The following is a 21,149-nucleotide window of genomic DNA, read 5'->3' as shown; positions in this document are numbered from 1 at the left end:
ACAAAAACGACATGGTTGCACGCTTTGGTATCGACGACGTACGCCCTCAAGTTTCCGGGCGAACTCTTCCGGCAAAGGCGGTGGTAGGTGAGGTTGTGCCAGTCTCTGCCCTGGTGTGGAGAGAAGGCCACGACGCTATCGCTGCAAGCTTGGTTATTACGGATCCGAATGGAGAACAGTACTCCATTCACATGCAGCAAGAACCGTACCGCCCGGACTACACCCATGCGGTGTTTGTCCCCGATGCTCAGGGGCTGTGGCGCTACCGCGTTGATGCGTGGAGTGACGTCATGGCGACGTGGCGCAACGCCGTCACAAAGAAGCTGGAGGCCGGGCAGACTACCGAAGAAATGGCGAACGACATCGCCCACGGCATCCACCTTTTTGAAGCCGCAATTGCGCAGACTCCGGCCCCAGACCGCGAGGTGCTCGAACGGGCCGCTGCGGCGCTTGATAATCCCGCGCTGCCACTGGCTGAACGAATTCTCGCCGGCATTTCTGACGAAGTACTCGAAGTACTCAATGCTTTTCCGCTTCGGGAGCTCGTCACCCATGGGCCTATTTGCGATATCTACGTAGAACGACGCGATGCGCTGGTGAACTCGTGGTACGAGCTCTTCCCGCGTTCCACCGGCGGTTGGGACGATGAAGGCAACCCGGTTCACGGTACCTGGGCTACCACTGCGAAGGCGCTCGATCGCGTTGCTGCAATGGGCTTTGACACGGTCTACTTCCCTCCTATCCACCCAATCGGTGAGATCAACCGGAAGGGCAAAGACAACACACTTGTCGCCGAGGAGGGTGATGTCGGCTCCCCGTGGGCGATCGGTTCACGAGACGGTGGGCACGATGCCTTCCACCCGCAGCTCGGTGGTGAGAAAGAGTTTTGCGCGATGCTTGACCATGCGCACGAACTCGGATTGGAGGTAGCGCTGGATTTGGCCTTGCAGGCTGCGCCGGATCACCCTTGGGCGAGCGAGCACCCCGACTTCTTCACCATCTTGGAAGACGGCACGATTGCTTACGCCGAGAACCCGCCGAAGAAGTACCAGGATATCTACCCGATCAACTTCGATAACAACCCGGAGAAGGTCTACGAGGAGATTTACCGGGTTGTCATGTACTGGGTAGACCTGGGCATCCGAACGTTCCGTGTGGACAATCCGCACACGAAGCCGGTGAACTTCTGGCACTGGTTGATCACCCGCGTCCACGAGACGCACCCCGACGTCATCTTCTTGGCCGAAGCGTTTACCCGCCCACCAGTGATGTACGGGCTGTCGAAGGCAGGGTTCTCCCAGTCCTACACTCACTTCACCTGGAAAGTATCTAAGAGTGACCTCATCGACTTCGCTGAGCACATGGTCGACGTCGCGGATGTCTCGCGCCCGAACCTCTTCGTGAACACGCCTGACATCTTGCACGCCTCGCTGCAGTACGGAGGTCCAGCCGCGTTCGCAATTCGCGCCACGCTTGCCGCCACAATGAGCCCATTGTGGGGCGTATATTCCGGCTTTGAGCTCTTCGAAGGCGAAGCCGTCGCAGAAGGTAGCGAAGAGTACAACCACTCCGAGAAGTATGAACTGCGCCCACGCGACTTCCAGACAGCCCTCGATAACGGGCAGTCTCTAGAGCCTTACATCACTTCGCTGAACCGCTTCCGCAAGGCGCAGCCTGCGCTGCAGCAGCTACGTCAAATTCGCTTCCATCACGTGGACAACGACCAGATCCTCGCGTACTCGAAGGTCGATGCGATCTCTGGCAACGCGGTCCTCGTCGTCGTTAATCTCGACCCTTGGAACGCGCAGGAAGGCACGCTGTACCTCGACGCGCCGGCAGTTGGTCTCGAATATGGTGCGCAGTTTGCCGTCCATGACTTGGTAACTGACGCGTACTACGACTGGGGATCAGAAAACTACGTGCGCCTCGCACCGGAAGTCAACGTCGCTCACATTCTCAAGCTGCCTGATGTTGCGCCACAGAAGAGAGAAGCGCTCGCTTTCCGGCAAATTTCAGATCACGACTACCGCCCATAACAACCGCGACCAAACAGACGCTAGAAAGATCATTATGTCTGCAAATTCAGTCAACCCAGCACTGCTGATCCCGGCTCACGACCGGCACCGCCTCCTCGAATGCAAGCACCACGCACCGCACGACTTCTACGGATGGCACGCGGCACCCGAGGGCTCCCTCATTCGCACCCGATTCCTCGGCGCAACGAACGTCGAGTTACTCATCCACGATGAGATCCGGCAAATGCAGTCCCTTGGCGACGATATTTGGGCGATCGGCTTGACCGACACCACTGCGCCCGACTATCGCTTCAAGGTTCACTATCCCGAGGGCGACCCGGTGACCGTCGCCGACGCATATCACTTTCTGCCTACACTCGGCACGCTCGACCTGCACCTGATTAGCGAAGGCCGCCACGAGCGTCTCTGGGAGGTGCTCGGCGCCAACGTCCGTACCTACGAGACGACGCTCGGCACCGTCACTGGTACCTCGTTCGCTGTGTGGGCACCGAATGCACAGGGCGTGGCCGTCGTCGGTGACTTCTGTGCATGGAACCCAAACCAGTACCCGATGCGCGTCCTCGGTTCGACTGGAGTGTGGGAGATCTTCATCCCGGGCATTGAGGCAGGCACCACGTACAAATTTGCAGTACAGACGTCCGACGGCCGTCGCATCGACAAGGCCGACCCTCTGGCGAAGCAAACGCTGACACCTCCAGAGACCGTCTCCGTGGTTGCCGCCCCTTCCGAGTTCAAGTGGACAGATGAGGATTGGGCGCAAAAGCGCAGCGAAGCAGACCCGACCAACTCCCCAATGAGCGTCTACGAGTGCCACGTCGGCTCATGGAAGAAGGGCGCAACCTTCCAGACGATGCGCGACGAGCTCGTACCGTACCTCATGGAAAACGGCTTCACCCATGTCGAGTTCCTCCCGGTAGCCGAGCATCCATTCGGTGGCTCTTGGGGCTACCAGGTCACGGGGTACTACGCCCCAACCGCCCGTTGGGGGACTCCAGATGACTTCCGCGCACTCGTCAACGACCTACACGCAGCAGGCATCGGGGTCATCGTCGACTGGGTCCCCGCACACTTCCCAAAGGATGACTGGGCGCTCGCCCGCTTCGACGGCACCGCGTTGTACGAGCACCCCGACTGGCGCCGTGGCGAGCAAAAAGACTGGGGCACCTACGTCTTTGACTTCGGACGCAACGAAGTTCGCAACTTCTTGGTCGCAAACGCTCTGTACTGGTGCGAAGAGTTCCACATTGATGGCCTCCGCGTCGACGCCGTCGCGTCAATGCTCTACCTTGACTACTCCCGCCAACCCGGCGAATGGCTTCCAAATCAGTTCGGTGGGCGCGAGAACTGGGACGCTGTCCAGTTCCTGCAAGAGATGAACGCAACGGTTCACCGCAACCACCCAGGCATCGTGACCATCGCGGAGGAGTCTACTGCTTGGCCAGGCGTGACCGCTATGACGGAAAACGACGGCCTCGGTTTCTCCCTGAAGTGGAACATGGGCTGGATGAATGACACACTCGAGTACTTCTCCCTCGACCCGATTCACCGCTCATACCACCACAACGAAATCACGTTCTCCCTCGTGTACGCGTTTTCCGAGCAATATGTCCTGCCGTTTAGCCACGACGAAGTAGTCCACGGCAAGGGCTCGCTTTGGCAGCGCATGCCAGGCGACGACTGGAACAAGGCCGCCGGCCTTCGCACGCTCTTCGGCTATATGTTCTCCCACCCAGGCAAGCAGCTCCTCTTCATGGGCTGTGACTGGGGCCAGACCACCGAGTGGGACGAAGCGAACTCAATCAACTGGGACAATATTTCTGACGGCTGGGGCCACGAGTACCACCGCGGTATCCAGCAACTAGTTCGCGACCTCAACCGAGTGTACGTCGACACCCCTGCGTTGTACGCGCAGGACAACGTGCCTGCCGGATTCCAGTGGGTCAAGGGCGACGACTCACAGCACAACATCCTCGCCTACCTCCGGTGGGATACCGAGGGCAACCCTGTGCTGGCCGTCATCAACATGTCCGGAACTTCCCAGCCAAATTACCGGATCGGCCTGCCGGTCGCCGGTGAGTGGGAGCTACTCATCAACACGGACGCAGGCGTCTACGGCGGTGCCAACAACGACCTGCCACACACTGTGCACAGCGACGATGTTCAGTGGGATCACTTCCCTCACTCGATCGAGCTGCACGTACCAGCAATGAGCGCACAGCTGTACAAGCTGAGCCGCTAGAACGCTAGAGCCCGGGCCTCAGGAGTTCCTGCAGGTCCGGGCTTTTGCATGTCACGCTAGAACAGCGCACTCGCAAGCTTCGTACGAGCGGCGAGCACACGCGGGTCGCCGGCGTCGAAAAGCCCGAAGAGCTCGAGCAGTCGCTCCTTCGCCTCTGGAGACTGCTTGATCAAGCCCAACAGACGGTCGAATGCTTTCTCAGGCGCACCGGACACGAGCTCAGCATCAGCAGCCACCATCTGTTTCGCGACATCGTCAGGGTGCTCCGCAGCATCAGCAATAGGATCAACCGACAAGTTCGCAGGGTCAAGCCGCTTGACGACGGCCACCGTCGCCTTCGCCTGCGCAACCTCCTTGTTACCAGGCTCCTCGCTCAGCATCGCATCGTAGATAGCCGTAGCCTGATCGAAATCACCTGCCTGCATCGCACGAGCTGCCTCTTCCAAACGCGGGTCCTCTGCTGGGGCAGCATCCTCAACGGGCTCCTCGTCTAGGCCCTGCAACTGCCTGCCAACGTTGCTCACCAATGCCTCGAGCCAAGGCTTCAATTCTTCCTCCGACTGATCCCCCTCGAAGCTCGTCAGTGGGCGCCCAGCAGCGAGCGCGAGCGTGGTCGGAACCATCCGTACGCCAAGCGCCTGCGCGATCTGCGGAGTGGCATCAGCATCAACGTATGCGTACGCGAATCCTCGCTGACCGGTAGCCAACTTGGTCAACGTCGCCCGTAGCGACTCGGAATCAGCTGAACGCGCACTACCGACGTGAACGACAACCGGAATCTGCATTGAGCGCTGCAGTACCTTGGCTTCCAAATCTGCCTCAGTAACCGTAAATACTGGGACAAACCCCTCGCGCTTCATTTCCTCGCGGGCCTCCGCTTGCTTCGCTACCTGAGCTAAATCAACGGCCCCTGCCGTAAATTGTGGTCCTGTCACGTCCTAGTTCTCCTCAAGATGCTTGTTCAAAGACTCCATCTTCTGGTGGAGCATATCTGTAAACCCACGGCGGATATCCGCTTTAATCACCAGCGAAACACGCGGAGACACTTCCTCCACCGCCTGCGTCGCACGCTTAATAACGTCCATGACTTCGTCCCATTCACCCTCAACCGTGGTGAACATGGCTGTCGTCTCATTCGGCAGCCCCGATTCACGAACTACTTTCACGGCGCGTGCCACGGCCTGCGACATCTCCGCGTTCGGCGTGTCAGTGACGGCTGGTGCTACTGAAAATGCTGCAATCATGCCTCATACCCTACCGCCTCGACCAACAATGTTTATGCCAGTGACGGCGATCATCCGCCCCGCGCCCCACTTCCTTCGGCCACGCAACGACATGGGCTACTCCTGGAGGAATGTTCTGATTACATCCCGGGCACACGTAGAACTTCCGCGCTGCGGAAGAACCAATCTGACGCACTTTGTAGATCTCACCATGCGTCCACCGCGGCCCTTCCATTTCTTGGGTGCCGATAAACGTGGACCCATCCCGCGGGAGTATATAGCTCGGCTGGATGTTTTGACGCCGATTTTTTCGCGGCACTGCTACATCGCTCCTCTAAAACAGGCGCAGCTCATCTGATTCGATTCCACGCAGGTCGTCATAGTCCAGCACAATACAGCGAAAACCACGATCTTCCGCGAGCGTGCGGGCCTGAGGCTTAATCTCCTGCGCAGCGAACACACCCTGTACTGGACGAAGTACGCTATCGCGGTTAAGCAGTTCAACATACCTGCTGAGCTGCTCGACGCCGTCGATCCCTCCCCGGCGTTTCACCTCAACGGCAACTGTCTTGCCGTCTGCGTCCTTGGCGAGCAAGTCGACTGGGCCAATCGCCGTCGGATACTCACGGCGGACGAGCGTAAACCCATCGCCGAGCGTAGAAATATGCTCAGCCAACAGCTCCTGTAGGTGCGCTTCCACCCCGTCCTTCACAAGACCTGGATCTTCACCGAGCTCCACGTTGGTATCAGACACGATCTCCTCGACCGTTATGCGAAGCTGTTCGCCTTTTGGGTTCTCCACGATCCACAACTCGTCCCCCGTGTCTTCCCCATCAATATCCACGACGGCTTGTTCACGTATCGTGCACGGCGGTGTCATCCAGTTCAGTGGTTTATAAGCACGGTCGTCTGCGTGGATCGACACAGACCCGTCAGCTTTCATCAAAATAAGGCGAAGCGCAGACGGCAAATGCGCATCGAGACGACCAACATAATCTACTGAACAGCGAGCAATGACAAGACGCATGGATACTAGGCTACCGGTCGTATCATTCTGTACGGAATTATCCCGCTAGTAGCGCTGATCGCGGCCGCGGTCACGCAGCGCACGCCGACGCAGCGCCTCGTAATCAACCTTTTCCTGCCGCTCATCAGGTGCAGACTCAATCCATGAAATCAACGCCATCTGCGCGCGCTTCTGGCCCGCGAATTCAATATCGCCATCGGCACCGTGCAGCAGTACGGCTTCCTTAATCCCTGGCATGAACGACTGCTCTTCTTGACTCAGCGCTCGCATTCCCTCGAAGCTGGTCTGGGTGCGCTCAATGCACATGTCGTACTGGAATGACAAGGACCGCAGTTTATAAAAACGGAGCTCCTCCGCGTGATAGATTAGCACACCGTGGCGCCAACCGTGGACCCCGGTGGCCGGGAGTTGTCGGAACAGGCCTATCGCGCCGGAGTTGCGGAACATTAAAAAGCGCCACACGCACACAGTAATAACAAAGAACACAAAGAACAATGCGACGTACAGTAAAACGATCACATTGCACCTCTGCTTCGTTCAAACCGACCTTGATGAAAGTATGCGCTTCATTTTAGCGACCTTCGCTGCCAGTGCAAGCAACGAAGAAACGGAAAGCCCCGCTGCCAAAACAGCGGGGCTTTACAAGGTTGAGCGTGGCGCTCTACCTTCCTCCTACGCGGTGACCGCGTTAGCGAGATTCACTGCGACGGACGGCAGCAAGCTCGGCCTCTGCACGAGACTTCGCGAGTGCGTCATCAATGTTCTGAAGCTCTGCCTGAGCTTCATCACGATTCACTTCGTGGGCGAAGATGGCGTAATCCGCAAGAATGGTCACTTTGTCACCTTGCACGGAAAGGAACCCACCCTGGACGGCGGCGACGATGCGCTCGCCGTCGATTGGGCGGATGGTCACGACGCCATTGTCCTTGAGCTGACCAAGGATGGGTTCGTGGCCAGGCAGAATGCCGATCTCACCTTCGGTAGTCTGAGCAGTCACGATGCTTGCTGGACCCTTCCAGAGCAAACGGTCTACCGAGACTAATTGAGCGGTAAGTTCAGCCATTATTGCCTCCTAGCCCTGCAGCTTCTTGTAGGCAGCCTCAACGTCATCCAAGCCACCCAGGCCGTTGAATGCCTGCTCTGGGTATGCATCGAATTCACCGTTGCACAGCTTCTCGAAGGCGTCGATAGTCTCCTCGAGAGGTACGTAGGAGCCCTCGTCGCCGGTGAACTTCTTAGCGACGAAGAAGTTCTGGCCCAGGAAGCGCTCGATCTTACGAGCACGCATAACCGTGACCTTATCCTCTTCAGAAAGCTCGTCCATACCGAGAATTGCGATGATGTCCTGCAGTTCCTTGTTCTTCTGCAGAATACCGATAACTCGCTGTGCAACCTCGTAGTGACGCTCGCCAACGATACCTGGCTCAAGGATGCGCGAGGTCGAGGTCAGCGGATCCACTGCTGGGTAAATACCCTTGGAAGCAATGGAACGCGAAAGCTCGGTCGTCGCGTCCAGGTGAGCGAAGGTCGTGGCCGGAGCCGGGTCGGTGTAGTCGTCAGCCGGAACATAAACTGCCTGCAGCGACGTAATCGAACGGCCCTTGGTCGAGGTAATGCGTTCCTGGAGAACACCCATCTCGTCTGCCAGCGTTGGCTGGTAGCCCACGGCCGATGGCATACGACCCAGCAGGGTCGAAACCTCAGAACCAGCCTGGGTGAAACGGAAGATGTTATCGATGAACAGGAGCACGTCCTGGTTCTGAACATCGCGGAAGTACTCCGCCATGGTCAGGCCGGACAGCGCGACACGCATACGAACCCCTGGCGGCTCATCCATCTGGCCGAAAACAAGGGCCGTATCTGGAAGAACGCCCATGTCCTCCATCTCGAGGAAGAGGTCCGTACCCTCACGGGTACGTTCGCCGACACCGGCGAACACAGAGGTACCGGAGAACTCGCGTGCAATACGCGTAATCATCTCCTGGATGAGAACTGTCTTACCGACACCAGCACCACCGAAGAGGCCAATCTTGCCACCCTTCACGTAAGGGGTAAGCAGGTCGATGACCTTAATGCCGGTCTCAAGGATCTCGGTCTTACCTTCCAAGTCCTTGAACGCTGGTGGCTCGCGGTGGATGCCCCAACGCTCACCACCGACGCCGACAGATGGGTCGTCCAAGCACTGACCAAGCGCGTTAAACACGTGGCCCTTGACCTGGTCGCCAACCGGAACGGAGATCGGATTGCCGGAGTCGCGTACCTGTGCGCCACGGACCAGACCGTCGGTTGGTGCCATGGCGATCGTGCGGACGAGGCTGTCACCCAAGAACTGGGCCACCTCAAGCACGATGGTGCGGGACATTTCGCCGAGGTCGATGTCAACCTCAAGCGCGTTGTACAAAGCGGGCAGCTCGCCACGCGGGAACTCCACGTCGACGACTGCGCCGATGACGCGCACGACGCGGCCATTCTCAGACCCTGCCGGGTTCTGAGCGAAATCGGACTCATTCTGAGCCTGACCCGTTGGCTCCTCGCCGAGCTCGTCGTAAGAGTGAGCAGTAGTCATGATTTAGTCACTTTCTCCACTACCAGACAGCGCGCCAGCGCCGCCGATAATCTCGGTGATTTCCTGGGTAATTTTTGCCTGACGGGCTTGGTTAGCCTCACGGGACAAGTTGTTCGCCAATTCGGTCGCATTGTCCGTAGCGTTCTTCATCGCCGTACGGCGTGAAGCGGACTCCGCTGCAGATGCCTCCAAGAAAATCGAGTACAGCGAGCGAGAAACATACGCCGGAAGCAGTTCGTCCATCAGCGTATCCGCATCAGGTTCGAAATCCATGTCCGGTTGCACATCCCCACTTGTGGTGAGCATGTCTTCCTGCTCGTACTCGTAATCCTCAAGCACCGGCTCAATTGGGAGCAACTGGTGCACCCTGGCTTCTTGTGTCAACATCGACACAAATTCTGTGTACACCACGTGAACCTGGTCGAAGCCACGAACCTCCTGACCCTCAGGGCCATGCAGGCCCTCGCGCCACTTAGCGGTCCCTTCAGAGCTCGCCATGAAGCCGTCGATCAGGTGACGACGAACGTCGTGGGTCGCTTCCCACGAAGGCTTCTGGGACCAACCGGTCCAAGAGCCTTCGACCTCCATATCGCGGAAACGGTAGTGGGTTACGCCCTTACCGCCCGTGATGTAGCGGACGACTTCGTAGCCAGCTTCCTCAAGCATGCGCTCGAGCTCTGCTGCCTTCTTCAACACGTTGTGGTTATACCCGCCGGCCATACCGCGGTCTGATGTGACCACGAGGACTGCTGCGACTCGACCATTCTCACGCTCACGGAGCATGGGGTGATCGAGGGAGCTCGCAGCTGCGAGGCGTTCCATGACGTCTTTCAGCTCGTCGGCATACGGCTTTGCCGCTTCGACGCGCTGCTGTGCCTTGGTGATCTGCGAAGTCGCGATCAGCTCCTGGGCTTTAGTGATTTTCTTCGTGGAGTTTACAGACCTAATACGGTCACGTAGTTCGCGAAGTGTTGCCATGGTTTACTCTCCTCCCTTCCTATATGTAGACGTTTACGTCTTGTTCCAAGAACTACTTCTTGGAACGGCCGACGTTAAGGGTATTTTTCTTGACCTCACGCTTGTCCAGCGGATCCGCCTCTGGCTCGCGCACGATGTGCTCACCGGTGGAGGACTGGAACGAGCGAGCGAAGTCATCATTGACGCGCAGCAGCGTCTGCTTGCTCGTATCGTCGAGCGCAGCGCCACCGGAGATCTGTTCGTAGACTTCCGGAGCGACGGAGCGAATGTGCTCCTGCAGCTCGAACTCGTAGCGACGCACGTCTTCGACGGGAACGACGTCAAAGGCGCCTTCGTTTGCAAGCCAGATAGATACGATCTGGAACTCAACAGGCTGCGGAGCGTTCTCCGACTGCTTGAGGAGCTCTACGAGACGCTGACCGCGCTCGAGCTGGCGCTTCGAAGCTGCATCGAGGTCGGACGCGAACGCAGCGAACGCTTCCAGGTCACGGTATGCAGCAAGGTCGAGACGCAGGTTACCTGCAACCTTCTTCATACCCTTAGTCTGCGCAGCGCCACCGACACGGGACACGGAGATACCCACGTCAATAGCTGGGCGAACACCCTGGTTGAAGAGGTCGGACTGGAGGAAGACCTGGCCGTCTGTAATCGAGATGACGTTGGTAGGAATGAACGCACCCACGTCGTTAGCCTTCGTCTCGATGATCGGCAGTGCGGTCAACGAGCCTGCACCCAGCTCATCGTTGAGCTTCGCAGCACGCTCCAGCAGACGAGAGTGCAGGTAGAACACGTCACCTGGGTATGCCTCGCGGCCTGGTGGACGACGCAGCAACAGCGAGATGGCGCGGTATGCCTCTGCCTGCTTGGTCAAGTCATCGTAAATCACCAGCACGTGCTTGCCCTGGTACATCCAGTGCTGGCCCAGTGCTGCACCGGAGAACGGTGCGAGCCACTTGAAGCCTGCGGAGTCGGATGCAGGAGCAGCCACGATCGTGGTGTACTCAAGCGCACCATGCTGCTCAAGGGTTGCACGAACACCGGCGATCGTGGAGCCCTTCTGGCCGACTGCGACGTAAATACAACGAACCTGCTTCGACGGGTCACCGGTTTCCCAGAAGTGCTTCTGGTTCAGGATGGTGTCGATGCAGACTGCGGTCTTACCAGTCTTACGGTCACCAATGACGAGCTGACGCTGACCACGACCAATCGGGGTCATGGCGTCAATAGCCTTGATACCGGTCTGCATTGGTTCCTCAACCGGCTGGCGGTCGAGAACGCCTGCAGCCTGCAGCTCAAGCGCGCGCTCTTCGTTGGATTCAATTGGACCAAGGCCGTCAATTGGCTGGCCCAGTGGGTTAATAACGCGGCCGAGGAATTCCTCCCCAACCGGGATGGACAGAACTTCGCCTGTCCGCTTTACTTGGTCGCCCTCGGTGAGGGTCTCGAAATTACCCAGAACCACGACACCGATCGAATCGGTCTCAAGGTTCTGTGCGACGCCAATGACGCCGTTCGGAAACTCGAGCAGCTCATTCGTCATGCATCCTGGCAGCCCGGAAACCTGGGCAATACCATCTGCAGCCGAAGTCACCACGCCGACCTCCTCACGGGAGGCCTCCGCGGAGTAGCTCGAGGTGTAGTTCGCTATCGCGCTACGGATCTCATCGGAGGAGATCGTCAGCTCCGCCATGTTCTTCCTGCTCTCGGTAGTTTGTTCCAGCATTATCTCTTACTAAAGGGTCGCGTTGGCGAGAAGGTCGGTGCGCATGCGGTTCAACTTACCGCGCGTCGACCCGTCAATCAGTTCATCGCCGACTCGGATGGTCAGTCCACCGAGGAGGCTGGGGTCAACCTCAGAATGGATCGCCATCTCTCGACCGTAAATGTTCTCAAGTTTCTGTGCCAGTGCATCGCGCTGCGCCTCAGAGAGCGCCTGTGCGGTGACCACACGTGCCACGGCCTTCCCACGCAACGCGGCGACGTCAGCTGCCAGAGCTGCGAGATCGTCTACCGGGTGGTGTTCTGGACGGCCAATGACCTGCAAAGCTAGCGCTTCAGTAACCGTGGTGACCTTGCCGTAAATGACATTCGCAAGCAGACCGCGCTTCTGTGCGGCTGTAGCGGTTCGGTCGGAGAGAAGCTGAGTAAGCTTCCGCTCCTTCTCAAGCAAGGTGGAGAGTTGGTACAGCTCGTTTTCGACCTGCTCCAACTGCCCTTGAGCCTCCGCGCCCTTCATCAGCGCGCGTCGACCTAGGTTGATCAAGCCTGCACGGAATTCGCGCGGGTTTGACCACTCTTCGGAAGCTGCTGCAGCAAGGATCTGTGCCGTAGGCTCTGCTACCTTGGCACCGAAAACATCGTCGATGATCCCGCGACGCTGCGCGGCATCAAGCGAGTTATCAGCGACAGCGATGCGCAGTGCACGCTCGGCGTCCAGCTGATCCACGGTCAGGAACAATTCCGTACCAAGCTGCAATGCAACAGCAACGGTATCCCCTGCCCCTTGAATCAGTTGATCAAGCTGCTCAGAAACTTTTGTTTGTGCTTCGCGACTAGCTGCCTTCATTTCGCCTACTTCCTCGTAGAAACGTTGTCGAGTTCGGCGAGGAAAGCATCAATCGTGTTCGAGCGGCGGGTATCATCCGAAAGCTCGGTACCCAGCAGACGCTCTGCAAGACTGATGGAGTTCTGACCCATCTCGTTGCGCAGTTCAGCGACGACCTGCTCGCGGGAAGCCAGAAGCTGCTTTTCGCCTGCTTCAACAATTCGACGAGACTCTTCCTCAGCGCGCTCACGAAGTTCTGCCTGAATCTCCTTGCCCTTTGCCCGGGCAGCTTCACGGATCTCAGCAGCTTCGGCACGTGCCTCAGCGAGTTCAGCGTTGTTCTTTTCTAGAGCAGCCTTAGCCTCGGCCTGGGCAACCTGAGCACGCTCAATGCCGCCCTTGATTCGGTCTTCGCGCTCCGCCAGTACTTCCTGGAACTTCGGAAGGACAAACTTCCAGAAGAGCAAGAACACGATGACGAAGACAACGGTCGACCAAACCACGTCGTACATGGCAGGCAGGAGAATGGACGGCTCCGTCTCAAGCGGAAGCTTCTCTCCCTCTGCCAACACGAAAATATCGTTGACGTTAGTCATTGGTTGCTCCTGATCTAAAAAGTGTACGTGGAATTCGTGAGTTCTTTTTAGAACAGGAAGCCTGCAACGAGGCCAATCAGGGCAAGTGCCTCAACGAAGGCGATACCCAGGAACATGGTGGTACGCAGCTGGCCGGCCATCTCTGGCTGACGTGCCATACCCTCAACGGTCTTACCGACCAGCATGCCGATGCCGATACCAGGGCCGATGGTAGCGAGGCCGTAGCCGATGGTGCCGAGACCGGTGTATTCGGTAGCGGCTGCTGCCTGAGCAAGAATGATGTCGTTCATGTGAAAGTCGTTCCCTTTCTTGGTGTTTGCTTGCAACGCTTCCTGCAAACAAACGAGTGACAATTTGTATGGGGTTTATTCAGTTTGACCAGTAGGTTGCGCTTTGTTAGTGCGCGTCTGCATGCAGCGACAGTTCGATGTACACCGCAGTCAACAGAGCGAAGATGTACGCCTGCAGGAAGATAATGATCAACTCATACAGGGTGAACAGCAACGCCGCGATCAGGGTCAGCCCTGACACACTCGTCCAGGCCGAGATCTGCCAGAAGAAGAAGTTCGTAGCAGAGTACAGCAGAACGAGAATGATGTGGCCAGCCAGGAAGTTCGCCATAAGACGAAGTGCCAGCGTGACCGGACGCAGAATGAACGTCGAGAAGAACTCGATCGGCACAACAAGGAAGTGCAAGAAGAACGGCAACCCAGGAATCACGGTCGAGTGCTTGAAGAAGGCAACGCCGTAGCGCTGCACGCCCGCGTAGATCATCGCGATGTAGGCGACAACGGCCAGCACAATCGGCATACCGATACGTGCGTTTGGCGAGATGTTGAGGCCAGGGATGATCGTGGCGACATTCATGAACAGGATCGTGAAGAAGATTGTCGCGATTACCGGCAAGAAGCGCCGGCCCTCTTTCTTCCCCAGCGTGTCTTCGGCGATGTGGATGCGGACGAAATCCACGCCCAGCTCACCGATATTCTGCAGACCCTTAGGAACCAGTTTTGGCTTCCTAAAAGCAATAACAAAGAGGACCACCAGTACTGCCGCCATGAACAGGCGAACCAGCATGATACGGTCCAGCGCGAACCAGCCATTGGCGAAATCTTCACCAATAAACTGGTCGAACGTGTGCCCCGGGAAAAATTCTGGACCCAATTGGGGTGCGTGGAATGTACCCTTCATGGCCAAAGTTGTAACGCTCAGCGTTCTCTCCCGTTCTCGGGCCGCACTTAACGTGCGGTGCGATGGACGTCTCCAACAAGCTGTCTCCGTGGCGGACTCCGTCGCACATCTTCTACCACGGGACAGGGGATGTATTTTCGTGCTTCTTCCAGCGAAAAATAAGGAAGCAGCAAACCTTAACTAACCCGCCCGATACTTTAACAGGTCACAGCGTATTTTCACGCTTTAGGGGGTCTTCCAAAGCTTCTTCTGCGCATTTTTCGGTTATACGCCATTAAATATGGCTGGTACTGGCGTTTTCACCTAAGATGTTACTTCCCCCACACCCGTTCCAAAAAGGGGTAGACACCCACAAATTCGGTAGGAATTCCCCTACATTCCGACATAGAAAAGCGTTGCCACCCCAAGGCGAGGGGGTAGCAACGCAAATGTCTGTATGTCTTAAGGCTTCTGAATATATGCCGTTCGTACGCTCAGTACCCCCATAGCTTCGGCGCCTAACGCAACAACAAGTGCCGCGATCGTAGTTACACCGAATGCTGTCGAGTCGTAAAACGTTGCGTTCCGAAGCCCGAGCAAGATAAGCACGATGACGACCATCTTGATGAGCCAACCGCCGAGGACGACAGCCATCGTGGTTGTAGGGGTGGAATTAGACGTCGCAAGAACACTGATAGCGGTCAACAGCACAAAGCCACCACCAATACCGACCCCCATCAATACAGCCCAAAGACCTGGCGCGCCGCTCACGGCTCCCCATGCCATCAGCGAGATGATAAGCAGCGCCAGCAATGCCAACGTTCCAAAGCGCAGTGCACGCAGCAGCGGCCGCCGTTGGTCCTCATACTGCTCAGTGTCTGACACTTCCAGGTTCGGCGTCACAGGGTTCTTTGGAGTATCCACGATTGGACATCCTACACAGATACAGGGCCAATCTTGCCTTTCAGCCATGGAATGAGCGTCGCAACAAAGGCCACCACCAACGAAAGGACGGTAAAAGCTACAGCAAATCGGGTGGGGACGATCGAAAAGCTCACCGCACCGAGGGCTACTGCAGAAATCCACATATAGAGGACCAAAACAGTGCGTCTGTGTGTATGCCCGAGGCGAAGCAGTCGGTGGTGAATATGTCCGGCGTCTGCCTCCCACGGTCGCTGTCCACGAATCACCCGTCGAATAACCGCCCAAATCAGGTCAAGCAACGGCAAGGCAATTGCAGCAAGCACAACGATGATTGGGCTCACTAATGCCACCATGTCCGCAGCCCCATAGAGTGACATGTTGATCTTGCCCGACGCTGACGTCGACGCGGCTGCCAGCAGCAATCCAATAAGCATCGCGCCTGAGTCCCCCATGAAAATTCGGGCAGGCTCGAAATTATGCGGCAAGAACCCGGCACAAATTCCGACGAGAATCGAGCAAATGATCGCCGGCGGGTAGGCCGAAACAGCACCACCCTGGTCGTGGAGCACAGTGAGGGAGAAGAGAAGGATAGCTCCCCCGGCGATCATCCCCAGGCCAGCAGCGAGTCCGTCAATGCCATCAACAAAGTTCACAGCGTTGATAATCAACACAGTGAAGAACGCGGACAACAACATACCCTGCACTTGATCGAGGATTAGCGTGGTCCCCTCCCCAAACGGGACGTAAAAGACGGTAAAGACCAGTCCAAGAAAGCTCATGAGGCCAGCTACCAAGAGTTGTCCGCACAGCTTTACGACGGCCCCAAGCTCGTAGAGGTCGTCGATAATTCCAAGAATCACGATGCCGCTCGCACCAGCGAAGACTGCCGTCATCTCGGGCGTCACCGGTGCGAACCCACGTGTGAGCGCCGGGAGCTGCTGCGCAAGAAAAAGGGCGCACACGAGCCCTGTAAACATGGCAAGGCCACCGACAGAAGGCGTCGGCTGGGTATGCACATCGCGTTTGCGGATCTCTGCCACCCTGCCCGTCCGAACGAGCGCTGTGCGCACCACGCCTGTGAGCAGGTAGGTGATCGCTGCGGCAACAAGCAGAACCAAGCCCAATTCACGCAGCGGGACTCCGGCGCCGCCCATCTACTTCCTCCGCAACTGCTCTGGGTCAAGTTTTAGGACTTGAGCAATGCGTTCCGTGCTGATAGCTCCCTCTCGCAGGATGACTGGGCTAGGGCCAGAAATATCGATAATCGTTGACGGGGTGCCAACTTCGGCGGGCCCACCCTCGAGATACACGCCGACTGCCTCCCCGAACTGCTGGCGTGCAGCAGCCGCGTTGAGCGCTGGTGGATTGCCCGTCAGGTTCGCCGACGAGACCGCCATCGGGCCAGTTCGCTGCAGAAGTTCAAGCGCCAGGGGTTGATTCGGCATCCGCAACAACACGGTGCCACGAGTATCGCCGAGATTCCAGGGAAGGCTCGGGGCTTCCGGAACGACGATCGAAAGCCCTCCCGGCCAAAACGCTTCAACGAGAGTTTTAGCGGTGTCCGTGAACTCCCGCACCAGCCCCTGGATAGTAGTCCAAGACCCTACCAACACTGGCACTGGCATATCGGGGCCCCGCCGCTTCGTTGCCAGCAGTGTCGCCACCGCCTGGTTATTAAATGCGTCGGCGCCGATGCCGTAGACGGTGTCAGTAGGAAGGACGATGCAACGCCCCTCTTTCACTGCGGCTTCTGCTGCCTGCAGTCCTTGTTCGCGTTCTTCTGGTTCGAGGCACTGGAAAACCCTACTCGCCATAATGCTCCTCGTCTCCTTTGTTCAGTACCGGACTAGCTTACTCGCTCCGCTTCCGGGCACAGACAAAGCGTTGCTTTCCGGTGAGGTCCGCTAACCGCTCCACTCGTTCGAACGTGCCGGATGCTGTAACGGCGTCGACAGTCAGGTCAGAAGTTGCGTCATCATGTTCAACTGCAAATACTCCGCCCGGTTTCAGCAGCGCCGCAGCCACCGGCACCAGGCCACGTATCGCATCCATACCGTCGTCTCCGGAAAAGACTGCCTCCGGTGGGTCTACGTAGACCTCTGGGTCCAGACCGTCGGTATTGGGAACGTACGGCGGGTTGCTTACCACCATGTCTACGGTGCCATGCAGCGTAGACAACAAGTTGTGATCAGTCATGTCCCCTTCGACGATCCGGACGTTCAAGCCGAGTTCATCGCGATTTCGTTGGGCATGCTCGCGAGCAGCTTCGGACCGCTCCACCGCGATCACTTCGGCGCACGGTACCGCATTCGCGATGTAGAGCGCGAGCGCGCCCGAACCAGTGCCCAGATCCACGACAGTGGGCGCCTGCGAAGTGGCGGACTGCTGCAATGTCTTCACTGCCCAATCGGCTAGGACCTCGGTCTCCGGCCGCGGGATAAACACGCCCGGTCCGACACGCAGCGTCAAAGGCCCAAACGGCGCGGCTCCAACGATGTGCTGGAGTGGTTCGCGCGATGCCCGGCGTTGAACCGCTGCTTCAAACGCTGTTTCAAACTCCTGGTCAACGTCGAGGAACAGCACGTTCATCGGGGTGTCGTCGAGAAGCCAGGCAGCGATCAACCTCGCGTCGACTGCTGGCGTGGCAACGCCCGCGGCCGCAAGCATCTGCGCGCCACGGGCGATGACCTGTTGAGCGGGTTGTTTACTCGGCTTCAAGTCGTTCCTGCCGCTCGTGTGTCTGCAACGCCATAATCAGATCGTCCATGTTGCCATCGAGCACCGTGTCAAGGTTGTTCGCCTTGTAGTTGATGCGGTGATCCGAAATACGGTTTTCGGGCCAGTTATAGGTCCGAATGCGCTCGGAGCGGTCCATAGTCCGCACCTGGGAAGCGCGTCCCTCGGCGGCTTCGGCCTCGGCCTTCTCGCGCTCGAGCTGGTCAAGGCGAGCTTGCAACACCTGCATTGCGCGGGCGCGGTTCTGAATCTGCGAGCGCTCGTTCTGACAGGTCACCACGATATTCGTCGGCAGGTGGGTAATACGCACGGCGGAGTCAGTGGTGTTCACACCCTGGCCGCCCTTGCCGGAGGATCGGTAGACATCAACGCGAATGTCTTTCTCATCAATATTTACCGACGCCACTTCGTCCGGCTCCGGGAACACATATACACCCGCGGCCGACGTCTGAATGCGGCCCTGCGACTCGGTGACTGGCACGCGCTGCACACGGTGTACGCCACCCTCAAATTTCAGCTTGGACCATGCACCGTCACGTGACGGCGTCTTCGCCTTCACCGCGACGGTCATATCCTTTACGCCGCCAAGGTCCGACTCAGACAAGTCGAGTACTTCCCAGGTCAAGCCGTGCTTCTCGCAGTACTTTTGGTACATGCGGGCGAGGTCGCCAGCGAAGAGGGCCGCCTCTTCACCGCCAGCACCGGCCTTGAGCTCCATGATGATGTCATCACCATCGTGCTCGTCGCGAGGTGCGAGCAGGTCCGCGAGTTCCTCCTCAAGCGCGACGATCTCTTTCGCAAGGCGTTCAGCTTCTTCGGCGAACTCTTTGTCTTCGTACGCCATCTCAGCCGCAGCTTCGTGATCTTCCCTCGCCTGGTTCAGCGCGTCGTTGACCTTGATGATCGGCTGCAGTTCGGCGTAGCGCTTTGAAAGCTTCCGGAATTTATCCTGGTCGCCCGCAATATCTGGGTCGCCCATCTGGGCCTGAATGCCCTCGTATTCGGCGACGTAGTCGTCGACGAGCGAAACTTCGCCAGCCATTAGATGTACTCCTCTGCGTCTTGATCGGCCACCATTGGTGCCGAGTTGGCAACGCCCATCAGGAACTCGCCGTTGCTCTTCGTCTTCTTCAACTGCTTGATCAGCATGTCGATGGACTGCTGCGGGTCAAGTGCCGACAGGATTCGACGCAACTTGTGCATCACGCGCGCTTCATCCGGCCCCATAAGCAGGTCATCCTTGCGGGTACCAGACGGGTTGACGTCGACAGCTGGGAAGACCCGGCGTTCCGCGATCTTACGATCAAGCTTCAGCTCGGCGTTACCGGTGCCCTTGAACTCCTCAAAGATGACGGTGTCACCAGCGGAGCCCGTCTCCACCATCGCCGTAGCGATGATCGTAAGCGAGCCACCCTCCTCGATGTTGCGCGCAGCACCCAGGAAACGCTTCGGCGGGTACAGTGCGTTGGAATCAACACCACCGGACAGGATACGGCCCGATGCCGGCGAAGAGTTGTTGTACGCGCGACCCAGACGCGTGATCGAGTCGAGGAGGACAACAACGTCTTGCCCCATCTCAACGAGGCGCTTGGCGCGTTCAATCGCGAGCTCCGCGACAGCGGTGTGCTCTGACGGCGGGCGGTCGAAGGTGGAGGCGATAACCTCACCCTTCACACTGCGCTGCATGTCCGTGACTTCCTCAGGACGCTCGTCAACGAGAACGACCATCAGGTAGCACTCTGGGTTGTTCTTCGCGATTGCGTTCGCGATGTTCTGCAGAATTGTCGTCTTACCAGCCTTTGGAGGGGAGACGATCAGTGCACGCTGACCCTTACCAATCGGCATGACCAGGTCGATCACTCGCGTGGTCAGGATGTTTGGCTCTGTCTCCAGGCGCAGACGCTTATTCGGATACAGCGGGGTCAGCTTGTGGAATTGCTTGCGCTGCTTAGCGTCCTCTGGCGTCATGCCGTTCACGGAATCGACACGGACCAACTGGTTGTAGCGCTGGCGGTTGCGGCCAGAGCCATGCTGGTGACCCTGCCCGTTCGCGCGCACCTGACCGATGACCGCATCGCCGGAGCGCAACCCATTCGCCCGAACGAGGCGGTTGTTCACGTACACATCTGCGCTGCTCTGACGGTAACCAGTGGTGCGGATAAATGCAGCATTGTTGTCAATGACGTCGACGATGCCGGCTACTTCCTGCAGCTCTTCTGGTGGGATGTTCTGGTTATCCTGCTGGTCACGGTTGTTGTCACGGCCGCGGCGTCCACGACGGCCACGGCGTCCACGACGGCCTCCCCCGTCTTCGTCATGGTCGCGGTTGTTACGACCGCCGCGGTCATTGCGTTGGTTGCGGCCGCGGCCGCCGTTGCCGTCGTTGTTGTTTTCAGACTTCTCGTCGGCCGAGCCGTTATCGTGCTTTTCGGGCTTATCGTTCTTCTCGTCGTTCGAGTGCTTCTGTTCTGCGTCGGCATCGTGGGACTCATGATTGTGTCGCGCACGGTTTCGGCGAGCACGGCGTGCCGCAGATCGGGACTCATAGCGCCCCTCGTGCTGCCCGGACTGCTGCTCTTTGCCCTTTTCCTCTTTGCCCGTCTTGTCGCCTTGTTCCTCACTATTTTCAGCGGGATCTGCGGCCTTGCGGGTGGCGCGGCGACGGTTGTCGCTGTGAGTTTCCTCTTCTACTGCCTTCGCAGGTTCTACTGCCTTCGCAGGAGCCTTTCCAGGCACGGTGCCAGTAGTAATTGCTTGGATAAGCTCGCCCTTCCGCAGACCGGAGACACCTTTGAGGCCTTTTTCTGCAGCAAGTTTGCGCAGTTCAGGAATCTTCAGCGCTTGAAGGTCAGTTCCTGCTGCGTTTCCCGTATCTGTCACGGATGTCCTTTCGTCACTTCGCCAGCAAAGAGAGTGAACACTGATTCGAAGCTTTCGTGTGCATTGTGTCGTTTCGTTCACTGTGCGCTGCAACTTCGTTAGCAGTAACTGAATTGCCTGCGCGCTCCCCCATGGTCAGTGAAAACCATGTAATAAAACTACGCCACTGCACGTAGATTGCAAAAAGGGGAAGCGGATCGATGAGGTTGGCTGCGCAGCAAAGTTCGTG

The 21,149-nt window shown here is 58.0% G+C and carries 21 protein-coding genes; 2 read left to right on the top strand and 19 right to left on the bottom strand.

The features are described from left to right. Positions 1-11 precede the first annotated feature (11 nt). Entirely contained in the window at positions 12-2,036 is a 2,025-nt protein-coding gene (locus QP752_RS06335) for a maltotransferase domain-containing protein (protein ID WP_070976349.1), read from the top strand. A gap of 34 nt (positions 2,037-2,070) precedes the next feature. Continuing rightward, positions 2,071-4,275: a 1,4-alpha-glucan branching protein GlgB gene (glgB, locus tag QP752_RS06330; protein ID WP_176754840.1), complete on the top strand. Its 2,205-nt coding sequence runs from the start codon at positions 2,071-2,073 to the stop codon at positions 4,273-4,275. Positions 4,276-4,331: 56 nt separating this feature from the next. On the opposite strand, the gene QP752_RS06325 is transcribed toward glgB, so the two are convergent. The 19 genes from QP752_RS06325 to rho form a co-directional block, all read right to left on the bottom strand. Then, positions 4,332-5,210 (bottom strand): tetratricopeptide repeat protein, encoded by an 879-nt coding sequence (locus tag QP752_RS06325; RefSeq protein ID WP_070976347.1) that lies wholly within the window; start codon positions 5,208-5,210, stop codon positions 4,332-4,334. A 3-nt stretch (positions 5,211-5,213) separates the two neighbouring features. After that, positions 5,214-5,519 carry an MTH1187 family thiamine-binding protein gene (locus QP752_RS06320; RefSeq protein WP_070362607.1) on the bottom strand — a complete coding sequence of 102 codons (306 nt, stop codon included), beginning with the start codon at positions 5,517-5,519 and terminating at the stop codon, positions 5,214-5,216. Between the two features lie 10 nt (positions 5,520-5,529). Continuing rightward, positions 5,530-5,733 carry a hypothetical protein gene (locus QP752_RS06315; protein ID WP_240492820.1) on the bottom strand — a complete coding sequence of 68 codons (204 nt, stop codon included), beginning with the start codon at positions 5,731-5,733 and terminating at the stop codon, positions 5,530-5,532. Positions 5,734-5,832: 99 nt separating this feature from the next. Next, positions 5,833-6,525, bottom strand: coding sequence for an endonuclease NucS (gene nucS / locus QP752_RS06310; protein ID WP_070479532.1), 693 nt, complete (start codon positions 6,523-6,525; stop codon positions 5,833-5,835). Between the two features lie 45 nt (positions 6,526-6,570). Further along, on the bottom strand, positions 6,571-7,011 hold the full coding sequence (locus tag QP752_RS06305) for a DUF2550 domain-containing protein (protein WP_256000481.1): 441 nt from the start codon (positions 7,009-7,011) through the stop codon (positions 6,571-6,573). Between the two features lie 202 nt (positions 7,012-7,213). Continuing rightward, positions 7,214-7,588 carry a F0F1 ATP synthase subunit epsilon gene (locus QP752_RS06300; RefSeq protein ID WP_070362610.1) on the bottom strand — a complete coding sequence of 125 codons (375 nt, stop codon included), beginning with the start codon at positions 7,586-7,588 and terminating at the stop codon, positions 7,214-7,216. 9 nt (positions 7,589-7,597) lie between these two features. Beyond that, positions 7,598-9,091, bottom strand: a complete 1,494-nt coding sequence (gene atpD / locus QP752_RS06295; RefSeq protein WP_070362611.1) for a F0F1 ATP synthase subunit beta — start codon at positions 9,089-9,091, stop codon at positions 7,598-7,600. Positions 9,092-9,094: 3 nt separating this feature from the next. Continuing rightward, a complete protein-coding gene (locus tag QP752_RS06290) occupies positions 9,095-10,069 on the bottom strand; it encodes a F0F1 ATP synthase subunit gamma (RefSeq protein WP_070362612.1) in 975 nt (324 codons plus the stop codon). A 52-nt stretch (positions 10,070-10,121) separates the two neighbouring features. Beyond that, the gene (gene atpA, locus QP752_RS06285; protein ID WP_252931755.1) at positions 10,122-11,792 is read right to left on the bottom strand and encodes a F0F1 ATP synthase subunit alpha; all 1,671 of its coding nucleotides are present in this window, start codon (positions 11,790-11,792) and stop codon (positions 10,122-10,124) included. A 9-nt stretch (positions 11,793-11,801) separates the two neighbouring features. After that, a complete protein-coding gene (locus tag QP752_RS06280; protein WP_284804943.1) occupies positions 11,802-12,635 on the bottom strand; it encodes a F0F1 ATP synthase subunit delta in 834 nt (277 codons plus the stop codon). A gap of 5 nt (positions 12,636-12,640) precedes the next feature. Beyond that, on the bottom strand, positions 12,641-13,210 hold the full coding sequence (locus QP752_RS06275) for a F0F1 ATP synthase subunit B (RefSeq protein ID WP_070362615.1): 570 nt from the start codon (positions 13,208-13,210) through the stop codon (positions 12,641-12,643). A gap of 47 nt (positions 13,211-13,257) precedes the next feature. Beyond that, the gene (locus QP752_RS06270; RefSeq protein ID WP_070362616.1) at positions 13,258-13,500 is read right to left on the bottom strand and encodes an ATP synthase F0 subunit C; all 243 of its coding nucleotides are present in this window, start codon (positions 13,498-13,500) and stop codon (positions 13,258-13,260) included. A 106-nt stretch (positions 13,501-13,606) separates the two neighbouring features. After that, on the bottom strand, positions 13,607-14,401 hold the full coding sequence (gene atpB, locus QP752_RS06265; RefSeq protein WP_071568648.1) for a F0F1 ATP synthase subunit A: 795 nt from the start codon (positions 14,399-14,401) through the stop codon (positions 13,607-13,609). 441 nt (positions 14,402-14,842) lie between these two features. Beyond that, positions 14,843-15,304 (bottom strand): hypothetical protein, encoded by a 462-nt coding sequence (locus QP752_RS06260; RefSeq protein ID WP_284804939.1) that lies wholly within the window; start codon positions 15,302-15,304, stop codon positions 14,843-14,845. A gap of 11 nt (positions 15,305-15,315) precedes the next feature. Then, a complete protein-coding gene (locus QP752_RS06255) occupies positions 15,316-16,458 on the bottom strand; it encodes an MraY family glycosyltransferase (protein ID WP_070362618.1) in 1,143 nt (380 codons plus the stop codon). Continuing rightward, the gene (locus QP752_RS06250) at positions 16,459-17,118 is read right to left on the bottom strand and encodes an L-threonylcarbamoyladenylate synthase (protein ID WP_070362619.1); all 660 of its coding nucleotides are present in this window, start codon (positions 17,116-17,118) and stop codon (positions 16,459-16,461) included. It lies immediately after the preceding gene. Positions 17,119-17,155: 37 nt separating this feature from the next. Continuing rightward, positions 17,156-17,989 (bottom strand): peptide chain release factor N(5)-glutamine methyltransferase, encoded by an 834-nt coding sequence (gene prmC / locus QP752_RS06245; RefSeq protein WP_256021264.1) that lies wholly within the window; start codon positions 17,987-17,989, stop codon positions 17,156-17,158. Positions 17,990-18,008: 19 nt separating this feature from the next. Then, positions 18,009-19,082 carry a peptide chain release factor 1 gene (gene prfA / locus QP752_RS06240; protein ID WP_284804936.1) on the bottom strand — a complete coding sequence of 358 codons (1,074 nt, stop codon included), beginning with the start codon at positions 19,080-19,082 and terminating at the stop codon, positions 18,009-18,011. Then, positions 19,082-20,920, bottom strand: a complete 1,839-nt coding sequence (gene rho / locus QP752_RS06235; protein WP_070362622.1) for a transcription termination factor Rho — start codon at positions 20,918-20,920, stop codon at positions 19,082-19,084. The genes prfA and rho overlap by 1 nt, the downstream gene beginning before the upstream one ends. Positions 20,921-21,149: the final 229 nt, after the last annotated feature.

The organism is Corynebacterium sp. UMB10321 (assembly GCF_030228725.1).
Classification (GTDB): domain Bacteria; phylum Actinomycetota; class Actinomycetes; order Mycobacteriales; family Mycobacteriaceae; genus Corynebacterium; species Corynebacterium pseudogenitalium.
The sequence above is the reverse complement of the archived record's forward strand: the minus strand, read 5'-3'. Positions and strand labels throughout refer to the sequence as shown.